This window comes from Kitasatospora sp. NPDC004669, assembly GCF_040609455.1.
In the GTDB taxonomy this organism is placed as follows: Bacteria; Actinomycetota; Actinomycetes; order Streptomycetales; family Streptomycetaceae; genus Kitasatospora.
The window spans coordinates 1-20,273 of sequence record NZ_JBEXKB010000015.1; the positions used below are offsets into that span (position 1 = coordinate 1).

Below are 20,273 nucleotides of genomic sequence, written 5' to 3' on the forward strand. Positions count from 1 at the left end.
GGGATGACGTCGAACCAGTCCCCGCCGACGCCTCGCTGCGCCGGCCGGTAGCGGTAGGCCACCTCCATGGCGCTCTGCTCGGGCAGTCCCCGGGGCAGCAGGCTGCGCTGCAGTGTCTCGGCCATCCGGTGCTCACGGGTGTAGCGGCGGGCGTTGTCCACGCACATCGCCGCGCGGGCGACCAGTTCCTCGGCGAAGGCGACGTCCTCCTCCCCGAACGGCTCGGACCGTTCCGTACGCCAGAAGGTGGCCGTGCCCAGGGTCAGGCCGCGCGCCTTGAGCGGCGCGGAGATCAGCGAGTGGACCCCGTACGCGAGGATCCGGTCGGCGGTCCGCGGGTCGCGCGCCCGCCAGGCCTGCGTCCGACGAAGGTCGGCCACCAGCGTGGCACGCCCGCTCTCCAGGGCCGTGGTCTCCGGTGTGCCGGGCAGCGGGCTGATCTGCGAGCCCACCGGGTAGAACGGCCACTCCTCGCGGATGCCGCCGACGGCCACGCGGCGGATCCGCGGGCCGCCCGCAAGGCCCGTGCCGGGGAGCGGCTCGTCCCCCCGCAGCACCGCCTCGGCCAGCTCGACCGTGGTGAAGTCCGCGAACCGGGGAACCGCCGCATCCGCCAGCTCCTGCGCGGTGCGCACCACGTCCAGGGTGGTACCGACCCGTACACCCGCGTCGTACAGCAGCCTCAGCCGGGCCCGGGCCGCCTCGGCCTGCCCGGCCAGCGCCCGCAGCTCGGTGGTGTCCCGGATCGTCGCGACGCTACCGGACCCGCCACCGAACGGCGCGGTGGGACGGCTGCTGACAGCGAGCAGCCGGTCCCCGGCCGGGTGCACCTCGTCGGTGGCGGCCCGCCCCGAGGCCAGCAGTTCGGCCAGAGCGGGAACGAGCCCGAGCTCGGTCACCGGCCACCCCTCCACCCCGGGCGGCAGCTCCAGCAGCCGCCGGGCCTCGTCGTTCGCCAGCAGCGCCCGCCCGTCCCCGCCGACGATCAGCACACCCTCGCGCACCGCGTGCAGCACCGCGTCGTGGTGCTCGTACATCCGCGTCATCTCCGCCGGGCCCAGGCCGTGCGTCTGGCGGCGCAGCCGCCGCCGCACCAGCACCGCCCCGCCCGTGCCCACGGCGACCGCGGCCGCCGCGCCGCCGAACAGGACCGGCAACTGCCGCTTCACCGCGCCGCCCGTGTTCTTGACGTAGTACCCCACCGAGAGAAAACCGGCGACCGAACCGTCCGGCCTGGTGATCGACACAGTGGTGTCCACGTCGGGTCCCAGCGGTATGTTCTCGGTCACGGTGTACGGCCCTTTCAGGGAATCCTGGTAGTCGCCGTAGACGTGCTTTCCGATCAGCTCGGGATGGGCGGTCTGGGCGTAGCGGGTCCCGTCGGTGCCGAAGATCACGATGTAGTCGAAGCCGCCGCTCTTCTGCACGTCCACGGCCAGCGGCTGCAGCACCGCGGTCGGATCGGCGCTGTCGAGAGCAGCCGCCATCCCGGGATAGCGCGACAACGTGACGGCCGCGGCGCGCGTACTGTGCCCGGCATCACTGATGGCGAAGCCGCGGGCCTGCAGGATGAGCGTCGTCAGGGCCGCGCCGACCAGCAACACCACCACGACCAGCATCCACAGGAACACCCGCCCGGCGACACTGCGCACCCGCAGCCGCGAGCGCAGCCGACCCAGGGCGGACCGGTGTTCCCCCGGTCCGCCCGGTTCCGCACCCGCAAGAGCAGGGCTGTCCACTCTGTGCATCCAGGCCGCCCCCGCGCGTCCGGGTCTTGACACCTCCACGCTGCCACCCCGCCCGCGCATCTGCATGCGCGAAGCCGCTGGACCGCCGAACACACCGCCGGGCAGGTCGGCGCCCCGGAACCGGAGGGCCTGTCCAACGAACGCAGGGCCGCGCCGAAAGCGACCGCCCGGTGGTCACCCCGCGCCACCTCACCCTTCCAGACGACGTTCGGGGCGATCCCCGTGGCCGAGCGCTGGGTCCGGGACGGGAACGTCATCACCTCCGCCGGGGTGTCGGCCGGCATCGACACGGCACTCCACCTGGTCGGCGAGCTCGCCGACCCGGACATCGCGCGCAAGGTCCAGCTGTTCATCGAGTACGACCCCGAGCCCCCGTTCGGCCCAATCGACTGGCAGGCCGCCAACCCCAGCCAGTACGCCCACCAGGGCCAGAAACGTCTTCGCCAGGCCCTCGCCGACCATCCCGCACTCCTGGAACGCCTGACCGACTGAGCGAACCGACCGTCACGCGCCAGCGGGCTGGACCACGGTTCCGGGCCTGTTCCGGGTGGTAGCGCCGCGTGCTCATTGCAGGGGATTCCCGATGCTGCCGTCAGGCCTGAGCGGTGACACCAGGTGACTGCGTCACGCCGTCGCTCGCCCGGAGGGCCAGTGCAGCTACGGTCATCGCGGGCAGCATGGCCAACTTCGTGCAGGAATGTCCAGATCCACTTATTCGTACTCATCGCCGCTCATCAAGTGTGTGGCCTCCACCACCTTGACGACCGGGTGTTCGGCGACAGTCCCGTGACGGTGTACTCCATGGTCGCGTAGTTACCGGCCGGTGACTACGCAGGTGGGGCTGTGGGCTGCGGTGTCGGTGACGATGGTGGCGATGTGGGCGTTCCAGCCAGCGAGGTTGCCGGATTCGAAGTCGCCGCCGGGGATGAGGTTCGCGGCGCTCGCCGGGACGGTGAGCGTCTGGGCATTGACCGCGTGGGTGTCAGACTATGTTGGCCCTGGGCGGTGGAGAGCCGGCCGAGGAAGAACGCCGGCGAGGTGGACGTTGAGCTCGTAGCCGCGGGAGGCGGGCTTGCCATTGTAGTTGCCCACGCTGGCGCCGACGTTGACGTTGATGTCGCCGGTGCCCGAGGTCGGGGCGGAGACGGTGACCTGCTGGGTGGCCGAGGCGCCGTTCTGGTAGGCGCGGGTGATGCCGTCGTCCTCGTACAGGGTGAACGAGCTGTTGCCCGACGGGTACAGGTCGTAGGTGAGGGTGGAGACCGGCTTCTCGCCGGTGTAGTTCATCTGCGGCCACATCGGCACGATGGCGCCGCCCTTGACGAACACCGGAGTCCGGTCCAGCGGTGCCGCGTAGCCGTTGAGGGTGGCCGGGCCCTGGTACTCCTGGCCGGTCCAGTAGTCGGTCCAGGTGCCGGCAGGCAGGTAGATGCCGTCGCGGGTGGTGGTGCCGGAGGTGATGGGCGCGACCAGGAAGGAGTCGCCGGGACGGGTTGGTGTTGCCCCAGCCCGACATGGTCATGAAGGCTGGCGTCCAGGCCTTCCACTGGAGGTCGCGGGTGAAGGTCTCGGGGCTGCCGCCGAAGATGCCGTCCACGTCGCCGGAGGCGAAGTTGAGGCCCGACAGGCCGGCGCCGACGACCGAGGGTACCGTCCAACTCATGGTCGGCCGGTCGCCGTTGGTGTCGCCGGTCCAGACGATCGCGTTGCGCTGCGTGCCGGCCCAGCCATCGACCGTCCACACGAAGCGGCGGGCGTCGGAGTTGTTCTCGATGCCGCCGACGACCTGGTTGACCGCGTCGAACGCCTCCTTGTAGCCGCCTCCGATCCACGCGACGTCCGTCTTGGCGCCGCGGGTGCCGGCGGTGCCGACCTCGGTGGCGATGTTCGGGACGCCGGTGATCCACGGCCTGTACACCGCGCAGGTGCTCGACTCCGGCACGGACGACGAGGTGCCGTGGCTGGTGACCGCGTACGTTCCGGGCCCTTCGCTGTAGCAAGTGGTCCAGGAGCACGGCGCGCTGCCGGCACGCACGTCACTGCTGCTGGTCAGCGGGATCGCGGAGGCGCTGCAGGCGATCCACGGCACCGGGGTCGTACACGGGGACCTCAAGCCCGCAAATGTGCTGCTTGCGGCGGGCGACGCGAGTCCTGACGACACGGCGGCTGCCCGGAGCAGGTCACGGCGTTTCATCTGATCTCCTCGTCGAGGACGCGCCCGGGAGCCCGGTGGCATGGGGGTGTCGGCGTGCGCGCCGAGTGATGCTCGACGATGGCGAACAAGCGATCGAATGCGCAATGTTCTCGCTGAAATGATCAACAATGCGCATCTGCGCGTACTGGGCGGCGGCTCCGGGAACGCCTTCGACCTGCCGACGGGGCTCCTCATCAAATCCTCAGGTCGGGACGACGAGACTGCCGGAGCCGACGACGGCGCTCCCCCAGTCCCCCGCCGTGGGGAGCGTCTCGTCGGCCGACCGTACGGGGCCGGCCGCAGCCACGCGTCGGATCCCGCCGGCACCGGCTGCCAGGCCACGGCGTGGTCCACGACGGCCTCGGCAACCGCAATCGACACCAGGAGAACGTTCCACCGTGATCACCCGCACCACCGGGCGCCGTGCCCTTGGCCTGATACCCGTCGTCGGCCTTCTGGCTGCCTCACTGCTGGCCGCCGGGTGCGGTGCGGAGAGTCCTCCTCAGCCGGTGCCGTCGGAGTCGAAGTCGTCGTCGCCGTCCCGGCCGTCGGAGCGGGTGATCACACTCGCGGCCACGCCCTCGTCGGAGGCCGAACAGAAGAGGCTGGCTACCGAGTTCCACCCGGACGACGCCCAGCCGACGGGGCTGTACCTGCCGCCGCACAAGGCCCTCACCGTCACGACCGACCGACCCGGCAACGCGCCCGTCCCCGAGCTGCTGGTCGGAACGTACGGCCTCGACGGCACCGACAGCGGCACCGAGGTGGAACCCCGTGCCCACAAACTGAAGGACGCCACCACGGAGGTGACCGACGAAACCGGCGGCATGCTGTACGTCCGGTACACCAAGGACGGCGGGGACCCAGCGCCCGGGATCACCCTGCACTTCGGCGACTCGGCACGCCCCGTCCCCTACCACGTGCTCGGCCGGACGCCCGCCGAGCAGTGGAAGGCACAGCTCGACCAGGCGGCCAAGGACGTGCCGGTCGCACAACTCGTCGCCGACCACGTCGTCCTCACCGTCCACCTGGACTCCGCCCGCCGCAACGGCACCCAGAACCCCGACGACCTGCTGCGCATGTACGAGCACATCCTCGCGACGGAGGACACGATCAGCGGCCTGGACGGCAAGGACCCGCGCGACCGACGCAGCCCACTGCGGTACTTCGTCTCCGAAGGCAAGGCCCGCATCAACCCCAACGCGTACTACGACCGGGTCTGCTACCCGTCCGACGAAATCGACGAAGTGTTGAACACCACAACCCTGAAGGAGAGTTGGGGCATGTGGCACGAACTCGGGCACATGCACCAGCAGTCGTCCTGGACGTGGGAGGCCGTGACCGAGGTCACGGTCAACATCTACAGCCTCGCCGTGCAACGCGACGCAGGCCAGCCGACCCGGCTCGGCAAGGACGGCACACCCGACGCGGTCCGCACCTACCTCGCCGGGCCGGCCTCCGGGCGAGCGTACGACGCGAAGGACGCGGACCCGTTCGTCCAACTGGCCATGTTCGAGCAGCTACGCCTCGCGTTCGGCGACGGTTTCTACCCCGAACTGCACAAGCTGACCCGCCGGGCGGAGACCGCCGCCGACCCCGAGCAGTACCTCGTCCTCAACGCCTCGCGCGTGTCCGGACGCGACCTGACGGGCTTCTTCACCGCCTGGGGAGTCCCGGTCACCACCCGGACCCGGGCGGACGTGGCCGCACTCGGCCTCCCCGCACCGGAGCGCAACCCGTCCACCCTCGACATCACGAAGGCCCCATAGAGCCATGACTCCCATAGCCATGGGACCGACCCCCGGCCGGCTGCCGACACGCCCGGCGGATCCGGCCGAAGCGATGGAGGCCATGCCCAGCAAGGAATCCGCCTCATGGACGACCCGCAGGCCCATCTGCTCCGGCACGCCCGCCACCTGGTGGTGGAGGAGGACGGCACCACCGTCCACACCGATCCGGACGGCAGCCTGCACCTGGACGAGCAGGAGTGGCGCCTGCGCGGTGTCTTCCGCGACGAGACCACGGCCACCGCGCAACTGGCCATCGCCCGCGAGCCGCCGGGCTTTTGTGACGAGCCCGGTTGCTTCGCGACCGCCCCGATGCTGCCCGACAAGGATCAGTGGACGGACGGCTTCGTCACCGTCGTCCACTGACGCGACACCAGGATCGGGCCCGCCCGAGGCCATGAACAGGAAAGCGGCTTCCATGCCGACGACGTTCCACCTCCTTGTCCACCACCAGCTCCCCACCGCCGCGGACCCCGCCGCACCCGATCCGCACGAGGACGGCGAACCGCTCTACTGGGACGACGACGAGGACGACGTGAAGGTCCTCGGCCTGTATTCCACCCGAGCCCGAGCCGAGGCCCGAATCGAGCGTGCGCGTACACTGCCCGGATTCCGCTCGGCACCGGACGGCTTCGCCGTGCTCGAGTACGCCCTCGACGCACCGCGATGGCCGGAAGGCTTCCACATCGACGCCGGAACCCGATGAGCACGGATCGCGCCGACCGCACCCCCCGGGCCCGTTCGCGCCTCCTGCGCCATGAAGCCCCGACGCGGCAGGCCCGCCTGAACGCTGCGGCCTGGGACGTCGTGTGCGAACTCCACCGCCTCCGCCCGGACTTGGGCGCTCACCTCACCATGGAGCGCTTCGCCCCGGGACTGTTCATCGGCGTGGTCTCCGCCGGCCCGCCGGGATACTCTGTCCAGGCCCTGCTCAGCCATGCGGACGGCGACCCCGTACGGGCTGCCGAACTCGTCGCCTCGGACCTTCCGTAGCACCTACCGGCCATCGCTCGCTCATGGTCGCCGCGCGCTTTCGCAACGTTGCCCGCAGGTACCCCGACCGACCGGCAGCACACCCAGGAGAGACATGCCAAAACCGTTCGGCAAGGTGTCCTACAGCCCGACCGAGGTCGCCGAGGACTATGAAGCCGCAGCCGCGACGGAGGGCCCCGAGGATCGCCTGGAGTTTCTCGCTCTGGCGGCGCTGAGCCGGACCGAGGCCGGCTCCCACGAGCGGGCGCTGGCCCTGCTCGACGAGGTGGCTCCCGCCCGGCACAACCGCCCGGAACTGGACTGGATCCTGCCGCTGTACGCCTTCAACCTGCTCACCGCCGGCCGGCACACCGAGGCCTGGGACACGGTCGATGCCGCCGTGACATACGCCCGCACAGCGGGCGGCTCCGCCGCCTACGAGGAACTCGGTGACTACCTGGCGGAAGCCGGCCATCCCGAGTCGGCGGCACACCACTACACCGCGGCACTGGACCTGCTGCTCCACGGTGACGACCCGAACCCCGCCACGCCCCACGGTCCACGGTGGACCCCGCCGATTCCCCGGATCCGCGCGGCCCGCCACCGCATGCGCGAGCGGCTCAGCCCGACCCGGGACGAGAATCGGCCGGACCGTGTCGAAGGCTTCCTCGAGGCCGCCCGGAATGCCCGCACGCACCGCGACCCGGTGGGCTTCAGCGCCCACGCGGCCGCTGGGCCGCCCCCTGAAGAGCTGATCGCGAGGCTCTCCGCCACGGTCGAGGTCGAAGGCTTCACCGGCCGGGGCATCGAAACCTGCCACACACTCCACCTGTCCGAGCACCGCGACGAGTGGTGGCTGCCGCGTTCCGCGCTCGGACCGTACGCCATCCTGCTCCGAGTCACCACGGCCGCTCCGCGCAGGTTCCGCCGGCTCCGCGTCGAGCCGGTCGAGCCACCGGCCACCGACACCGAACGGGCGATCCTGGACACCGTCGAGGAGGCCGGCTACACCCTGGTCCCGGCTGCGGAGGCCGCAGTGACCGTGACGGTGCCGGACTCGACCGGCGAGTCGGCCAACGGCCCGCTCTACCAAGTGCTGTTCAACACGGTCCCGGGGGCCGACGGCGAACTCCCCTGGCGGTAGCCGCGCTTGGGCGGAGGACGGAAGGCCGATACGTCATCATCGCCGCCTTCGTCCTCCTGGTCGTCGGCATCGCCTGACGCCCCCCAACCATCAGGTGCTTGGCCGATGTGGCCCGGAGACCACCATGCGACCACCAGCTGACCAAACGCCCAAAAGGCCGCTCCCGCCAGAAGCGGAAACGGCCTACGACCTGCAGTTTTGCAAGTCGGGAAGACAGGATTTGAACTGCGACCCCTTCCCCCAGCGGGTCGTCGCGCTCGACGCCGTCGGGCAGTCTGCCGGTTACGGGGGGGCGCCCCGGGTCATATCCCGGCGAGCTCCGGCGGAGTGCCCGCCGACTTCGGAACCATGTGGTCGAAGTGGCCCCACACGATCAGTCGGTAGGGCGTGTCATGCACCGGATTGACCATGAAGTCCGGCGTACAGGTGGTCAGCGTGATGTAGCGGCCGGGCTTGTCGCCATAGGGCCTGACCCTCTGGTCGCCCTTCACGCCCTTCGACGTCGGGATCGGATCGACCACGGAGACGTCGTTGTTCCCGGTGCTCGGAACCTGCTGGTCGATCACGTAGATGTAGTACTCGTCACCGATCTCGACGATCACCGGGTCGCCCTGCTTGAGCTGATTGATGAAGCGGAACGGCTCGCAGTAGCCGCCGACATCGGAGTTCGACCCGGGCGGGCAGTTCCAGTTGCGGTGTGCCGCGAGGCCGAAGTTGCCGACCGGGTCCCATGGCCACTGGGTCCAGTTGTAGTGGCCCACACCGCCCTTGTTCAAGATGGCGGGGACGTCCTTGCCGTTGCCCGCCGCGTCGCTGAACTGCATGAGCGGCGCCTTGCCGGGATGACCGAGCTTGGCCAGGCTGGGCAGGTAGAGCGTACCGAAGGTTTCGAAGGCGGCAGGAACCACGGGCAGGGCCGGTGTCGGCGTCGCCGTGGGTGTCGGCGTGGGTGTCGGTGCGGTGGTGGGTGTCGGTGCGGTGGTGGGTGTCGGTGCGGCGGTGGGTGTCGGTGCGGCGGTGGGTGTCGGCGCTTGCGCTGGGTGCATGGTGGTGGCCGAACGCACAACCGGTTTGGCTGCATGGCCGCAGCTGGCGACCACCAGCGAAGTCGCCAACGCCAAGCAACCGGCAGCAACGCGAAATGTGACCTTCATGAGTCAGAACCCTGTCACATACCGGCGATTTCCAGGAGAACAGCGATGGCACGAGGTTCCACTCCCCCCATTCGAGGTCCGCAGGGTCGACACCACCGAGGCATTCAGGCGGTCGATCGCGGAGATCACCGCGTTGCCGAAGGACGATCTCGCTTTCCTGGAAAGGCGGTTGGACGCCCTGGAGGATGCGCAGTCCGACGTGCGGTACGTCCTGCCACCGGGGTTGTTGCAGGGTGATCCGCATCACCGGAACGCCCTGCACCACGGGGGCTCCGCAGTTCTGTGCGACTGGGACACTGCATGTGTCGGCCAGCCCCAGCTCGACCTCGTCACCGTCGAGATCCACTGCCGCCGGTTCGACTACGGTCTTTCCCACTACCAGGAGTTCGCCGACCGCTACGGATTCGACGTGACCTCGTGGCAGGGCTACCCCGTGCTGTCCGGACTCCGCGAACTACGGATGATCACGACTAACGTCAGACGAGCATCCGCCGGAAGCCCTACGCTCGCAGAGGTACGTCGCCGTATCGAGGGACTGCAGTCCGGCCACGTGCAGCTTGGATGGAACATCCTCTGATTCGGCGAGGCCCACAGGCGCTGCTCGACGTCACAGCCCTGGTCCAGTAGTACACACCAATCGGGGACGGCCAGACCCGTCGCACTAGGGCCTGTTTCAGAAGTGATCTTTGTGGGACCCGCACTCAGGAGCGTGCGGGAGAATGTGGATCGTGGAGGGAAATACAGGCTGCTGCGCCAGACGAGTCGATGGGCGCGGTTCGCCCAGGTCACCGTGCACGGAGCCGTGGCCACCGAGCCAGAGGTCCGGATGGGCGACGTGTTCGGTTGGCGCGGCCGGTCCTACGGCACCGCGCCGTGCGCCAGCCGTTCCGATGATCAACGCATCCGGGCAGAGGCGCGGGAAGGTGCTTGGTACGCGCTCATGCGCCTTCCCGAAGAGGCCCGTGGCGTGTCCGTTTCCGTCGTCGAGATCGTCACGGCACCAGCGGACACGGGCCCCGGTGATGTGAAGTTCGCTGCGGCAGATGCTGTCTGGCAAGCCGTCGGCCAGAAGCCGGACCAGCATCCATGGATCGGTGAGGACGGGAGTCCTGTCTTCCCATAGCGACTCAGGTCGCTGTCACATGAGCAGTGCCTCGAGCTCCGGAAGTCGGCCGAACAGGACCGGGAGGCCGCGCACACCGTTGCGCGCGGACTCGTGCGACAGCGCGAGGTCAGGGCCGGTGCTTGCCTCGACAGCGGCGAGGCACCGGAGGATGTTCCACCTCGTGTGCCCCAGCCAGCCGCCGATCATGTACGCGAACCAGCTTGGACCTGACGGCGGCGGCGCTCCGCCCCCCGCGACATAGCCGTCGAGGACCGAGCGGAAGATGGCGGGCTTGATGTCGTCGAAGCCAGGCCCCTTGGCGAGGCTCAGCGCAGTGGAGCCGAGCTCACCGGACAGGTCGAGCATCCCCGAGAGCTCCCAGTCGAGCACCACCGGCCGACCCTCTCGGGCCAGCAGGTTCCACGGTTGGATGTCCCCGTGGGTCAGCACGACGGGGCCTGGCCGTTCGCAGGTGTCGACGAAGTGGGCGATCGCGAGGAACGTCTCGACGTGGGAGGCGAGTTCGTCGGCCCACGGCTGTCCGGTCGCCACCGCCCGCGCGGCGAGCTCGGGCCAGTCCCGTGGCATCGGGTCCTCGATCGACACATGGGTCCACGCGACGTCGAGCGCGTGGATGCGCGCGAGGATCTCACCGATCTCGAACGCGTACGCCGCCGACACCGGTGCTTCGGGCACCTTCTCTCCCTCGACCCATCGGTGAACGAGCGTGTCGTGGCTGGCCGAGATCGGCTCCGGCATCGGGACACCGGCGGCGAAGGCCGTCCGCTCAAACCTGAACACCTCCTCGACGCGATAGGTCCAGCGACGGTCGACGAGGTTCAACTCCTTCACGGCGAACGACCCTTGGTCGGTGTCGAGCCGGTACATCCGGTTGGCGAACCCGCCATGGACGCGGGTCATCGGCCCGATCGGCACGCCGAGATGCGAAAGGTTCACCCACGCATGCTAGGGTCTGTTCATAAGTGGATCAAGGTCGTGCGATGATCACGTTCCATGGCTCGGGGAGATCTGACAGACGCGCAGTGGGCGGTGCTGGAACCTCTGTTGCCGCGGGGCGTCAAGGCCGGTCGGCCGCCGGTGCACACCAAGCGGCAGCTGATCAACGGCATACGGTTCCGCACACGCACCGGCATACCGTGGCGGGATCTTCCCGAGCGGTACGGGCCGTGGGAGACGGTGTATGGACTCTTCCGTCGCTGGCAGCGCGACGGCACGTCGCACCGGATCCTCGAGCAGCTGCAGGCCCGCGCGGATGCGAAGGGCCTGATCACCTGGGACATCTCCGTCGACTCCACGATCGCCCGCGCGCACCAGCACGCGGCCGGCGCGCGCAAAAAGGGGATCTACAGGTCGAGCCACCCGGCGGCGTCTTCGCCGAGCCTGATGACCACGGACTCGGACGCTCTCGCGGTGGACTGACCACCAAGATCCACCTGGCCGTCGAGCAGACCCAGAAGCTGATGTCGCTCGTGATCACCGCCGGACAACGGGGTGACTCCCCGCAGTTTCAGGTCGTCCTGGGCCGCATCCGGGTGCCGCGTCTCGGCCCGGGGCGCCCTCGTACCCGGCCGGACAAGGTCCGTGCTGACAAGGCGTACGGCTCCCGCGCGAACCGCGTTTACCTGCGCAGACGTCGTATCAGCTGCACGATCCCGGAGAAGCGCGACCAGATCGCCAACCGCAGGAAGCACGGCTCCCGCGGCGGTCGGCCGCCGAAGTTCGACAAGGACGACTACCGCGAGCGCCATGCCGTGGAGTGCGGCATCAATCGCCTCAAGCGCCACCGCGCGGTCGCCACGAGATACGACAAACTCGCTGTCCGCTACGAAGCGACCGTGCTGATCGCAGCCATCAACGAGTGGCTGTGACCAGCACTTTCGAAACACGCCCTAGTACTGCAACGGTGCTTGCCATGACGGGGCCTCAGCTCTTTGGCTGTGGCCTCGTCGTTTGTAGTGGCTGATCCGGGCCTGGTGTTGGTGTCGGCGGCGCCAGCGGGACCAGTGCAGGACGTGGTCGATGCTGCGGCGGACGGGCCGGGTGAGGTGGGTGACCAGTCGGCGGATTCCGGGGACGGTCAGCGGCAGCGCGGTGCCGTGTGGGCTGCGGTGTTCACCGCCTTGCAGGCGCGCGCCGACGCGGTCGGGCAGATCGCCTGGGAGGTGAACGTCGACTCGACAATCTGCCGGGCCCACCAGCACGCGGCTGGTGCTCGCCGTTTCGGGGACCAGCAGAAGGAACCGCCCGGTGGCGTGCGATCGGAACCCGCCGATCACGGGTTGGGCCGCTCGCGAGGAGGCTGGACCACGAAGATCCACCTGACCTGCGAACAGCGTCAGCGCCCGCCGTCGGTGCTGGTCACGGCCGGACAACGCGGCGACAGCCCGCAGTTCGTCGCAGTCCTGGAAGCTATTCGTGTTCCGCGGCTTGGACCGGGCCGACCACGCACGCGACCCGACCGGGTGCGGGGCGACAAGACTTACGGGGCTTTACACGAGTTCCTCTTCGTACGCCTTCTGGCCTCGCTTGCCGGACCCGGCACGTCTGGCAGTGCCGCACCGTCCCGGCGTTGTCAGGGCTGCTTTCCACCCTCCCCGGCGTTCCCCGGATCAGACTGCCCTCAGCTTCTACCCGGCCGCTGTGACGGCCCGGCGGTGAAGGTCTCGCACCTCCACTCGGTCACACGGCGCCTCGTGGCGCACCCAGCCGTTCTTCCGCTCCGCCTCGCCGAGCAGTCCCCGCAGGTAGGACACCATCCGCCGCCGGGGCTCCACCCTCCCAAAACGGCCAGCAAACCGAGCCACGAAATCATCGAATGTGTCTGACCAGCCGTCAACTATGTCTTCCAGCACGCAAGTCTCAACGAGCCCCTGCTCGCAAGGTTACGGAGTGTCGTTGCAGTACTGGCCGCCGCCCACCACGCCGGCCGCCTCCAGGACGAACTCGTCAAGCTCGGCCGCTACCCGCCGGCACCACCGAGCGGTCCGGCCGGTTCCCGGACGGGGCATCCGTCCAGAAGCCGGCGGCCTGCGGGCCTAAGTGGTGATGGAGTCGAGCAGTTCGCCCGTATGGTCGGCCATCGCCTCGAATGCCAGTCCCGACATGGCGAGCTGCCGCGTGGCTACAGGTAGCTGGCTGAATCTGTCGGTCTTTCGCGGCGGCTTCCGCCTGGAGGCGGCCGAGGCGGTCTGCACCGAGGAAGGCCGCGCGGGCCAGGGCGTGCTGAACTGCCTGGCCGCACTGGTGGACAGGTCCGTCCCGACCCGCGACAGCCACGGCGGCCAGGCCCCCGGCAAGGCGAGTTCAACGTGAATGGCGGCCGCATTTGCACTGTCCGCCACGCGCTGTGGAGACACCGGGATACGGGGACTCCCAGAAGTAGGTATGCGATGCCAGGGTGATCCGCCGCGTGCACGACGCCGAACAGCCCTCCGGCAGCGGCACCGGGTCCCCCTCCGCGGTGGCGGGGGAGGCGGCCGAGGCCGCCGAGGGGTGGAGGGCCGACAGCTTGAGGTGGTTGAAGAGCAGGTTGAGGGTGAAGGCGAGGGCCACCGTCAGGGTGATCGGGCTGCCGAAGACGGTCTGCGCCCATGCGGGGAAGTGTCGGAAGAACACCTCGTTGCCGTACGGGTCGGTGGCGACCGCCGGCAGCAGGCCGACACCGAGCGAGACCGCGACGACCAGGAGGTTGTGATTGCCGTTGAAATCGACCTTCCTCAGCGTCTGCACGCCGACCGCGGTGACCATCGCGAACATCACCAGGGCCACACCGCCGACCACCGGCTCGGGGACGGCCGCGATCAGCGCGCCGACCTTGGGCACCAGGCCCATCACCAGCAGGAAGCAGCCCGCCACCGCGACCACCCAGCGGCTGCGCACCCCCGTCATCTGCACCAGGCCGACGTTCTCCGCGTACGCGGTGTCGGGGAAGGAGTTCATGCAGCCGCCGAGCACGGCGGACAGGCCGTCGGTGGCGAGGCCGCGCGCGATGTCCGCGTCGGTCAGCTCCTTGCCGGTCATCTCGGCCACCGCGAGCATGTCCGCGGTGGACTCGGTGTAGGTCACCAGCAGCACGATGCACATCGAGACGATCGCCGCCGCGTCGAACCGCGGCGCGCCGAAGTGGAACGGCGAGGCGATGCCGAACCAGCCCGCGGAGCGGACCCCGCTCAGGTCGAACAGGTGCAGCGGGATCGAGGCCAGCGTGCCGAGGGCCAGCGCCAGCAGCGGCGCGAGCTGGCCCAGGAAGCCGCGCAGCAGCCGGCTGAACAGCACGATCAGCGCGATCACGCCGAAGCCGAGGGCGAGGTGCGACAGCTTCCCGTAGTCGGCGGCCGAGGTGTCATGTCCGGCGATCATGCCCGCTCCCGGGCCGATCAGCGAGAGGCCGATGATCATGATGACCGTGCCGGCCACCAGCGGCGGGAAGAACTTGATCATCTTGGCGAACGGTTTCGCGATGAGCAGGCCGAACACGCCGGAGACGAGCATCGCGCCGTAGACCGTCGGCAGTCCGTGGCCGGCCGCGATGGTGATCATCGGGCTGACCACGGTGAAGGTAGCACCGGCCACCACCGGCAGCCGGACGCCGAGGAGGTGGGAGACGCCCACCGCCTGGATGATCGTCGCGATACCGGCGACCAGCAGGTCGGCGTTGACCAGCAGTGCGATGGTGTGCAGGTCGAGCTTGAGGGCGCTGCCCACGATGAACGGGACGGCGACAGCGCCTGCGTACATGATGAAGACGTGCTGGAGACCGAGGATCGCCAACCGTGGTGCGGGCAGCACCTGATCGACAGGATGGACCGGTACGGGGCCGGGTGTGGCGTTTTCGGACTCGCCGTGCGGGTGCATGGGTACCTCCGGTGGTGCGCGGACAGCGCCGCTCCGGACCGGGCGCGACACTGCGACGGTCCTGGTGGCAGGGGGATGACGGCCAGGGCGGAGAGGGTGGGGGAAAGGCGTCCGGGGGGCGTTGATCCCGCTTGGTGTGCGGGTGCCGGCATCCGGTTGTGAGAACTCTAGAGGCCCGGCCGGTGACCAGAGCCACTGTGCGATCCGCCATCCGGCCGGACCGGACAGCTGCATCCGACTGTGGGTTCCACCAGCACCCGGCAAACGGTCCACTGGCTGTGACAACCCGTCAAACTCCCGGAAACAAAACGCTGCTCCCATGAGCAGGCGGCCCCGGCAAGCTGCTGTCCCGACCTGCCCGTCGAGGCATGGCGCAGGTCGCGGGCACTGGAACGGACAGCCAACGCCCGTACGACCCCGGTCGGCCCGTCCCCGTCCGCACACGTCCGCGCGGAACACGCTGTCCGTATCAAGGAGCTCAAAGGAGGGCCCGATGCGCCTCGCCCCACGTGAGATCGACAAGCCTTACGTCCCACGTGGCGGCCGACCTCACCCACCATCGCCCTCGTCCTGGCCGACGGCCACGAGAGCGGTGGCACCCGAGACTTGCACGGCCTCACCGCGCGCAGGTAAGCGGCGCGCGGACGGCGGCGATCCGGACATCGTGTCGCGCGTTGGGGCTCACCGCGCGATGCCGGGGTCGAGCGTCCACCACGGGCCGCCGTCGACCGGGTGGACGCCGACGCCGATGTCGGTGAAGCCGCGGTCGAGGAGGCGGCTGCGGGCGCTCGGATCGGCCGTCCAGCCCGACATCACCGTGGCGGCGTCCTCCTGACCGCGGACATTGGCCTCGATCGCCGCCGTCCACGGGTAGCCGGTCTCGTCCATCCGCCGTTCCGGCCCCGTCCCGTCGGGATCGACGCGCCCGAAGTACCGCCGGGGCGCCATGTCGTCGGCGTGCCGTTGGGCCGCGCACTGGAGCCGGGCGTCGGTGCGGAGGGGAGCACACCCGAGGTCCCGGCGCTGCGCATTCAGCATCGTGACCACCGGCGATGTGGCCGGTACGGCGGCCGACGGGATACCGGAGGGGCTCTCGTCCCCGCGGGAACGGCGGCGGAGGCCGCCGGTGAGGCGGACCCGGCGGCGGCCATGGTGGGGGCCCGTCGGGCGGCGCGGGGCGAGCCGCCGCTGTCTCCAGCGCGTCGACCGGGCCCACGAGCACGGCGGACGGTGCCTGCACCGGGCCGCCGCAGAAGGTGGCGAGAGCACAGACGCCGGTCACCGCACGTCGCCTGACTGTGCACCTGGGTGCTCAACAACAGGCCGAGCGGGATCAGGAAGGACCGCGCCACCATGGAGGTCACAGCCAACGCGACCATGGCCAGGGCGGATCTCACAGCGGGGAGACCAGCTTCACACCGACGCCGTGGACGGTGTGCAGGTAGCGCGGCCTCGCGGCGCGCTCGCCGAGCTTGCGCCGCAGGCAGGAGAGATGTACGTCGACGTCTGCTCGTCCGCGTAGGGCTGGCGCCGCACCTCGGCGAGGATCCGTTTGCGCGAGACCACCCGCCCGGCGTTCTCCGCCAGGAAGGCGAGCAGGTCGAACTCACGGCGCGTCAGCCTGATCTCCTGCCCCGCCAGGTGCGCGGTGCGCGCGAGCGGGTCGACGCGCAGCTCGCCGACGACCACCGGGGGCCGCTCCCCGCCGGCCGTTTCCAACGCCCCGCCGACGGCGGCGGAATCCGGCCGGTGCGCCCTGGCCGCTGCCGCGTCCGCCGCGGGTGCGCAGCGGCGCAGCACGGCGGACAGGCGCGCGGCCAACTGGGCGCCGGAGAAGGGCTTGACCAGGTAGTCGTCGGCACCCGCTTCGAGCATCCTGATGATCTCCCGTTCGTCGTCGCGTGCGGTGGCCACCAGCACCGGGACGCGGGACAGGCCGCGGATCATGCGCAGGACGTTCTCGCCGTCCGGGTCCGGAAGCCCGAGGCCCAGCACGACCGCGTTCGGCGGGGACTGGGTGACCTCCTGCAGGGCGCTGAATCCGGCGGCGACGCCGCGGAGGTGCGCTCTTGTCCTTCATGAACAGGTGCGCCGGGTCCGCGGTGGGGAAGCCGACGGCGGCGAGGTTGGCCGCGGTGGCGGCCCGCTGGGACTCGGGACGGCCGGTGACGTAGAAGACCGTGCAGCCCTGCTGCTGCGCCCGGGTCGCCAGGTCGTTCATGCCGAAGACGGCCGGCATGGTCTTGGTGGCGATGTACTGGGCGTTGCTGACGGGGTTGTAGACGAACGTCGTCTCCAGCTCGTAGTTGTACGTGGACAGCGAGGTGTCGTCCACGTCGAGGACTATGGCCTTGCGGTCGCCGTGGTCGTGCTTCGCACGCTGGGCCAGGTACTTCTCGGCCTGGTTCTCGATGCCGCGCACCTGAACGGCGTAGTTGCTGTCGGGGGACGGCCAGTGCTCGCCCTTGGCGTCGACGGTGTCACCGTAGTACGCCTTGATCTCGGTCACTTCGTCGGTCATGTTGGTGATCTGACGGCCAGTCCGGGGGGCTTTGGCGTCCGCCGAGGCAAACCCTCCGCCGGCCACCACCGCGCCGGCGACCACGCCGACGGCAAGGGTGGCCAGCATCCGGGCAGGTGACGTCAAGGTACTTCTGCGCATAAGGGTCGGCTCCTTCTGCCGCGCGCCACGAAGGGGCGACTCGCCCGTCGAGCTGTGCGGCAGTTCCGTGCTGCCTCGAACCGTAGGGTCGGTGAACCTGGCAGGTCAAGGCACATCTACGCGCATGGTCTACGCGCGCTGCCGAACGGATCGCGTCTCAGCAGATGGAATATCAACCCGATTGCCCTCTACAGACTGTTGCAACGAGTTCAGGCTGTGGCAACCTTTCGTCCACTTCGCCGAATCACCACCCGGTCGACGCGCACCGTCCCCGCGCGCTGTCCTTCCTGCGCGCCGCCGTGCCCGCACATCGCCGTGCCCGCGCACTGCCGTTCACGCGCGCCCCAACCCTCACCCCCGCCCCACAAGGAGTCAGCATGGGCCCCCGACGCCCCACCGTCGTCGCCCTCGCCGCAGCCGCGGCCCTCGGCGCAGGCCTGCTCGCGGTCCCACAGGCCTTCGCCGCCGACGAGCACCCCGACGCCCGCCATCGCGAGAGCGGATGCGTCATGCGAGCCGGAGACCACCGGGTCGACCACGTCATCTATCTGACGTTCGACAACGTGCACTTCACCCGCGACAACCCGAACGTGCCCTCCGACCTGGAGCAGATGCCCCACCTGCTCGACTTCCTGGAGCACAACGGGACGGTCGACACCTCCCACCACACCCCGCTGATCGCGCACACCGGCAACGACATCCTCACCCAGCTCACCGGGCTCTACGGCAGCGATCACGGACAGCCGGTCTCCAACTCCTACCGCTACTACAAGCCGGACGGAACCAGCGCCTCCGCCCGGACCTTCGCCTACTGGACCGACGGCATCGCCGACCCGGCCACCCCCACCCCCAGCGACACCGCGCCGACCATGGTCACCCCGGACGGCCGGAACACCCCGGCCCCGTGGACCGCCTACACCCGGGCGGGCTGCGACTTCGGCGCGGTCTCCACGGCCAACACCGTGCTGGAGAACACCACCTCCGACGTCACCAAGGTCTTCGGCCCCGACTCCCCCGAGGCCGCCGAGGCCAAGGCCGACCCCGTCCGGGCCCAGGCCGACATCGTCGGCATCGGCGTCCACTGCGCGCAGGGCTCCGCGCACTGCGCCACGCCCGCCGCCCGGCCGGACCTGCTGCCCGACGAACCCGGGGGCTACCACGGGTACCAGGCCCTCTACGGCGCCCGCAGCGTCGACGCCGTGATCTCCCCCGACCACCCGGTCCGCGCGATCGGCGGAGCCCCCGTCACGGACAAAGCCGGCAACCCCGGCTTCCCCGGCTTCGACTCGACGTCCGCCGACAACACCCTCGGCTACCTCGCCACCATGCAGGAAGCCGGCGTGCCCGTCACCTACGGCTACATCTCGGACGCCCACGACCGCTACCCCGGCGGCAGCGCCTACGGCCCCGGCGAAGCCGGATACGTCGCCCAGCTCAAGGCCTACGACCAGGCCTTCGACGGCTTCTTCCAGCGCCTGGCCAAGGACGGCATCACCCCCGCCAACAGCCTCTTCGTCGTCACCTCCGACGAGAACGACCACTTCGTGGGCGGCAAGCCCAGCCCAACCGGCTGCGACGGCGTCACCACCCCCTGCAGCTACCAGCAGATCGGCGAGATCAACGCCAACATCCGCGGACTGCTCGCCACCCAGCAGCACCTCACCACCACCCCCTTCCAGCTGAAGTCCGAGTCCGCCCCGAGCTTCTACCTCGACGGCAACCCCGCCCCCGACTCCTCCACCACCCGCGACTTCGAACGCGCCGTCTCCAAACTGACCGCGGTCAACCCGATCACCGGCACCACCGACGCGATCAGCCACCAACTCGCCGACCGCACCGAGATGAAGCTCCTCCACATGGTCACCGGCGACCCCCTGCGCACCGCCACCTTCACCGACTTCCTCGACCCGAACTACCTCGCCGTCGCCGGCGCCGCGAACTGCGCGACCCCCTGCGTGGGCCTGAACGCGGAGGAGGCGTGGAACCACGGCGACTTCGCACCCGACATCAACACCACCTGGCTCGGCCTGGCCGGCCCGGGCGTCAAGCACCTCGGCGCGACCGGCGCGGTCTGGTCCGACCACACCGACATCCGCCCCACCATGCTCGCCCTGCTCGGCCTGCACGACGTCTACGCCCACGACGGCCGCGTCCTGACCGAGTTCCTCTCCCCCCGCGCCCTCCCGAGGAGCCTGCGCGCTGCCGACCAGGCCGACTACCGCCGGCTGGCCGCCGACTACAAGCAACTCAACGCGGGCGTCGGCGAGTTCGCCTCCGCCACACTCGCCGCCTCCACCACGGCCGCCGCCTCCGACACCCCCGGCGACAGCCGCTACAAGGACACCGAGGCCAAGCTCGCCACCCTCGGCGCACAGCGCGACCACCTCGCCCGGCAGATCGGCGACCTCCTCGACACCACCGCCCCCGGATCCGGCCGACTCACTCCTGCAACGGCCAGGAACCTCGCCCGCCAGGCAGAGGACCTGATCCACCGGGCCGACGGGCTCGCCCGCGGCTGACCCCACCACGCGGCGGGGGGGGGGGGGGGCCCCCCCCCCCCCCCCCCCCGGGCGCCCCCCCCCCCCCCGCCCCCCCCCCCCCCCCCCCCCGGGCCCCCGGCCCCCCCCCCCAC

At 70.0% G+C, this 20,273-nt stretch carries 16 protein-coding genes and 8 pseudogenes; 13 read left to right on the plus strand and 11 right to left on the minus strand.

What is annotated here, in order from left to right; all coding sequences use genetic code 11:
* Positions 1-1,748 (minus strand): GAF domain-containing protein (locus ABZW30_RS15100; RefSeq protein WP_355671536.1); only part of this gene is annotated, 1,748 nt, incomplete at its 3' end.
* 222 nt (positions 1,749-1,970) lie between these two features.
* Here ABZW30_RS15100 and ABZW30_RS15105 point away from each other — a divergent pair.
* Positions 1,971-2,240, plus strand: a complete 270-nt coding sequence (locus ABZW30_RS15105; protein ID WP_355671537.1) for a hypothetical protein — start codon at positions 1,971-1,973, stop codon at positions 2,238-2,240.
* Positions 2,241-2,735: 495 nt separating this feature from the next.
* Here the strand turns inward: ABZW30_RS15105 and ABZW30_RS15110 are convergent, their stop codons facing one another.
* From ABZW30_RS15110 to ABZW30_RS15120, 3 genes and pseudogenes are all read right to left on the minus strand, one after another.
* Positions 2,736-3,077, minus strand: coding sequence for a DUF5110 domain-containing protein (locus tag ABZW30_RS15110; protein ID WP_355671538.1), 342 nt, complete (start codon positions 3,075-3,077; stop codon positions 2,736-2,738).
* Positions 3,078-3,110: 33 nt separating this feature from the next.
* Positions 3,111-3,221, minus strand: a pseudogene (locus ABZW30_RS15115) (hypothetical protein); the annotation flags it as partial.
* A gap of 94 nt (positions 3,222-3,315) precedes the next feature.
* Positions 3,316-3,690, minus strand: a pseudogene (locus tag ABZW30_RS15120) (TIM-barrel domain-containing protein); the annotation flags it as partial.
* Here ABZW30_RS15120 and ABZW30_RS15125 point away from each other — a divergent pair.
* The 6 genes and pseudogenes from ABZW30_RS15125 to ABZW30_RS15150 all read left to right on the plus strand — a co-directional run.
* Positions 3,650-3,886: pseudogene (locus tag ABZW30_RS15125) on the plus strand (protein kinase); the annotation flags it as partial. The pseudogenes ABZW30_RS15120 and ABZW30_RS15125 sit on opposite strands and share 41 nt — an antisense overlap.
* 613 nt (positions 3,887-4,499) lie before the next feature.
* On the plus strand, positions 4,500-5,711 hold the full coding sequence (locus tag ABZW30_RS15130) for a M60 family metallopeptidase (protein ID WP_355671539.1): 1,212 nt from the start codon (positions 4,500-4,502) through the stop codon (positions 5,709-5,711).
* Positions 5,712-5,816: 105 nt separating this feature from the next.
* Complete coding sequence (locus ABZW30_RS15135; protein ID WP_355671540.1) at positions 5,817-6,095, plus strand: hypothetical protein; 279 nt, start codon at positions 5,817-5,819, stop codon at positions 6,093-6,095.
* A gap of 52 nt (positions 6,096-6,147) precedes the next feature.
* Positions 6,148-6,435: a hypothetical protein gene (locus ABZW30_RS15140; protein ID WP_355671541.1), complete on the plus strand. Its 288-nt coding sequence runs from the start codon at positions 6,148-6,150 to the stop codon at positions 6,433-6,435.
* Positions 6,432-6,722: a hypothetical protein gene (locus tag ABZW30_RS15145; protein ID WP_355671542.1), complete on the plus strand. Its 291-nt coding sequence runs from the start codon at positions 6,432-6,434 to the stop codon at positions 6,720-6,722. Before ABZW30_RS15140 ends, ABZW30_RS15145 begins: the two co-directional genes overlap by 4 nt.
* Before the next feature lie 94 nt (positions 6,723-6,816).
* A complete protein-coding gene (locus ABZW30_RS15150) occupies positions 6,817-7,845 on the plus strand; it encodes a hypothetical protein (protein WP_355671543.1) in 1,029 nt (342 codons plus the stop codon).
* 302 nt (positions 7,846-8,147) lie between these two features.
* Here the strand turns inward: ABZW30_RS15150 and ABZW30_RS15155 are convergent, their stop codons facing one another.
* Positions 8,148-8,909 carry a sortase gene (locus ABZW30_RS15155; RefSeq protein ID WP_355671544.1) on the minus strand — a complete coding sequence of 254 codons (762 nt, stop codon included), beginning with the start codon at positions 8,907-8,909 and terminating at the stop codon, positions 8,148-8,150.
* Here ABZW30_RS15155 and ABZW30_RS15160 point away from each other — a divergent pair.
* Together ABZW30_RS15160 and ABZW30_RS15165 are read left to right on the plus strand one after the other, a co-directional pair.
* Positions 8,890-9,576: a phosphotransferase gene (locus ABZW30_RS15160; RefSeq protein WP_355671545.1), complete on the plus strand. Its 687-nt coding sequence runs from the start codon at positions 8,890-8,892 to the stop codon at positions 9,574-9,576. The genes ABZW30_RS15155 and ABZW30_RS15160 overlap by 20 nt on opposite strands.
* A 132-nt stretch (positions 9,577-9,708) precedes the next feature.
* Entirely contained in the window at positions 9,709-10,122 is a 414-nt protein-coding gene (locus ABZW30_RS15165; protein ID WP_355671546.1) for a hypothetical protein, read from the plus strand.
* Positions 10,123-10,137: 15 nt separating this feature from the next.
* On the opposite strand, the gene ABZW30_RS15170 is transcribed toward ABZW30_RS15165, so the two are convergent.
* Positions 10,138-11,061: an aminoglycoside phosphotransferase family protein gene (locus tag ABZW30_RS15170; protein WP_355671547.1), complete on the minus strand. Its 924-nt coding sequence runs from the start codon at positions 11,059-11,061 to the stop codon at positions 10,138-10,140.
* A 57-nt stretch (positions 11,062-11,118) separates the two neighbouring features.
* Between ABZW30_RS15170 and ABZW30_RS15175 the strand changes: the two are divergent.
* Together ABZW30_RS15175 and ABZW30_RS15180 are read left to right on the plus strand one after the other, a co-directional pair.
* Positions 11,119-11,993: pseudogene (locus ABZW30_RS15175) on the plus strand (IS5 family transposase).
* Between the two features lie 282 nt (positions 11,994-12,275).
* Positions 12,276-12,581, plus strand: a pseudogene (locus tag ABZW30_RS15180) (IS5/IS1182 family transposase); the annotation flags it as partial.
* A 246-nt stretch (positions 12,582-12,827) separates the two neighbouring features.
* On the opposite strand, the pseudogene ABZW30_RS15185 reads toward ABZW30_RS15180, so the two are convergent.
* Positions 12,828-12,974: pseudogene (locus tag ABZW30_RS15185) on the minus strand (IS701 family transposase); the annotation flags it as partial.
* A 268-nt stretch (positions 12,975-13,242) separates the two neighbouring features.
* Between ABZW30_RS15185 and ABZW30_RS15190 the strand changes: the two are divergent.
* Positions 13,243-13,437 carry a hypothetical protein gene (locus tag ABZW30_RS15190; protein WP_355671548.1) on the plus strand — a complete coding sequence of 65 codons (195 nt, stop codon included), beginning with the start codon at positions 13,243-13,245 and terminating at the stop codon, positions 13,435-13,437.
* On the opposite strand, the gene ABZW30_RS15195 is transcribed toward ABZW30_RS15190, so the two are convergent.
* From ABZW30_RS15195 to ABZW30_RS15210, 4 genes and pseudogenes are all read right to left on the minus strand, one after another.
* Complete coding sequence (locus ABZW30_RS15195) at positions 13,429-14,913, minus strand: nucleobase:cation symporter-2 family protein (RefSeq protein WP_355671549.1); 1,485 nt, start codon at positions 14,911-14,913, stop codon at positions 13,429-13,431. The two genes, ABZW30_RS15190 and ABZW30_RS15195, sit on opposite strands and share 9 nt — an antisense overlap.
* 747 nt (positions 14,914-15,660) lie before the next feature.
* Complete coding sequence (locus ABZW30_RS15200; RefSeq protein WP_355671550.1) at positions 15,661-16,017, minus strand: CAP domain-containing protein; 357 nt, start codon at positions 16,015-16,017, stop codon at positions 15,661-15,663.
* A 355-nt stretch (positions 16,018-16,372) separates the two neighbouring features.
* Positions 16,373-17,022 (minus strand): annotated as a pseudogene (locus tag ABZW30_RS15205) (response regulator transcription factor); the annotation flags it as partial.
* 85 nt (positions 17,023-17,107) lie between these two features.
* A pseudogene (locus tag ABZW30_RS15210) lies at positions 17,108-17,641 on the minus strand (HAD family acid phosphatase); the annotation flags it as partial.
* A 377-nt stretch (positions 17,642-18,018) separates the two neighbouring features.
* Between ABZW30_RS15210 and ABZW30_RS15215 the strand changes: the two are divergent.
* Positions 18,019-20,160: a hypothetical protein gene (locus ABZW30_RS15215; RefSeq protein WP_355671551.1), complete on the plus strand. Its 2,142-nt coding sequence runs from the start codon at positions 18,019-18,021 to the stop codon at positions 20,158-20,160.
* Positions 20,161-20,273 lie beyond the last annotated feature (113 nt).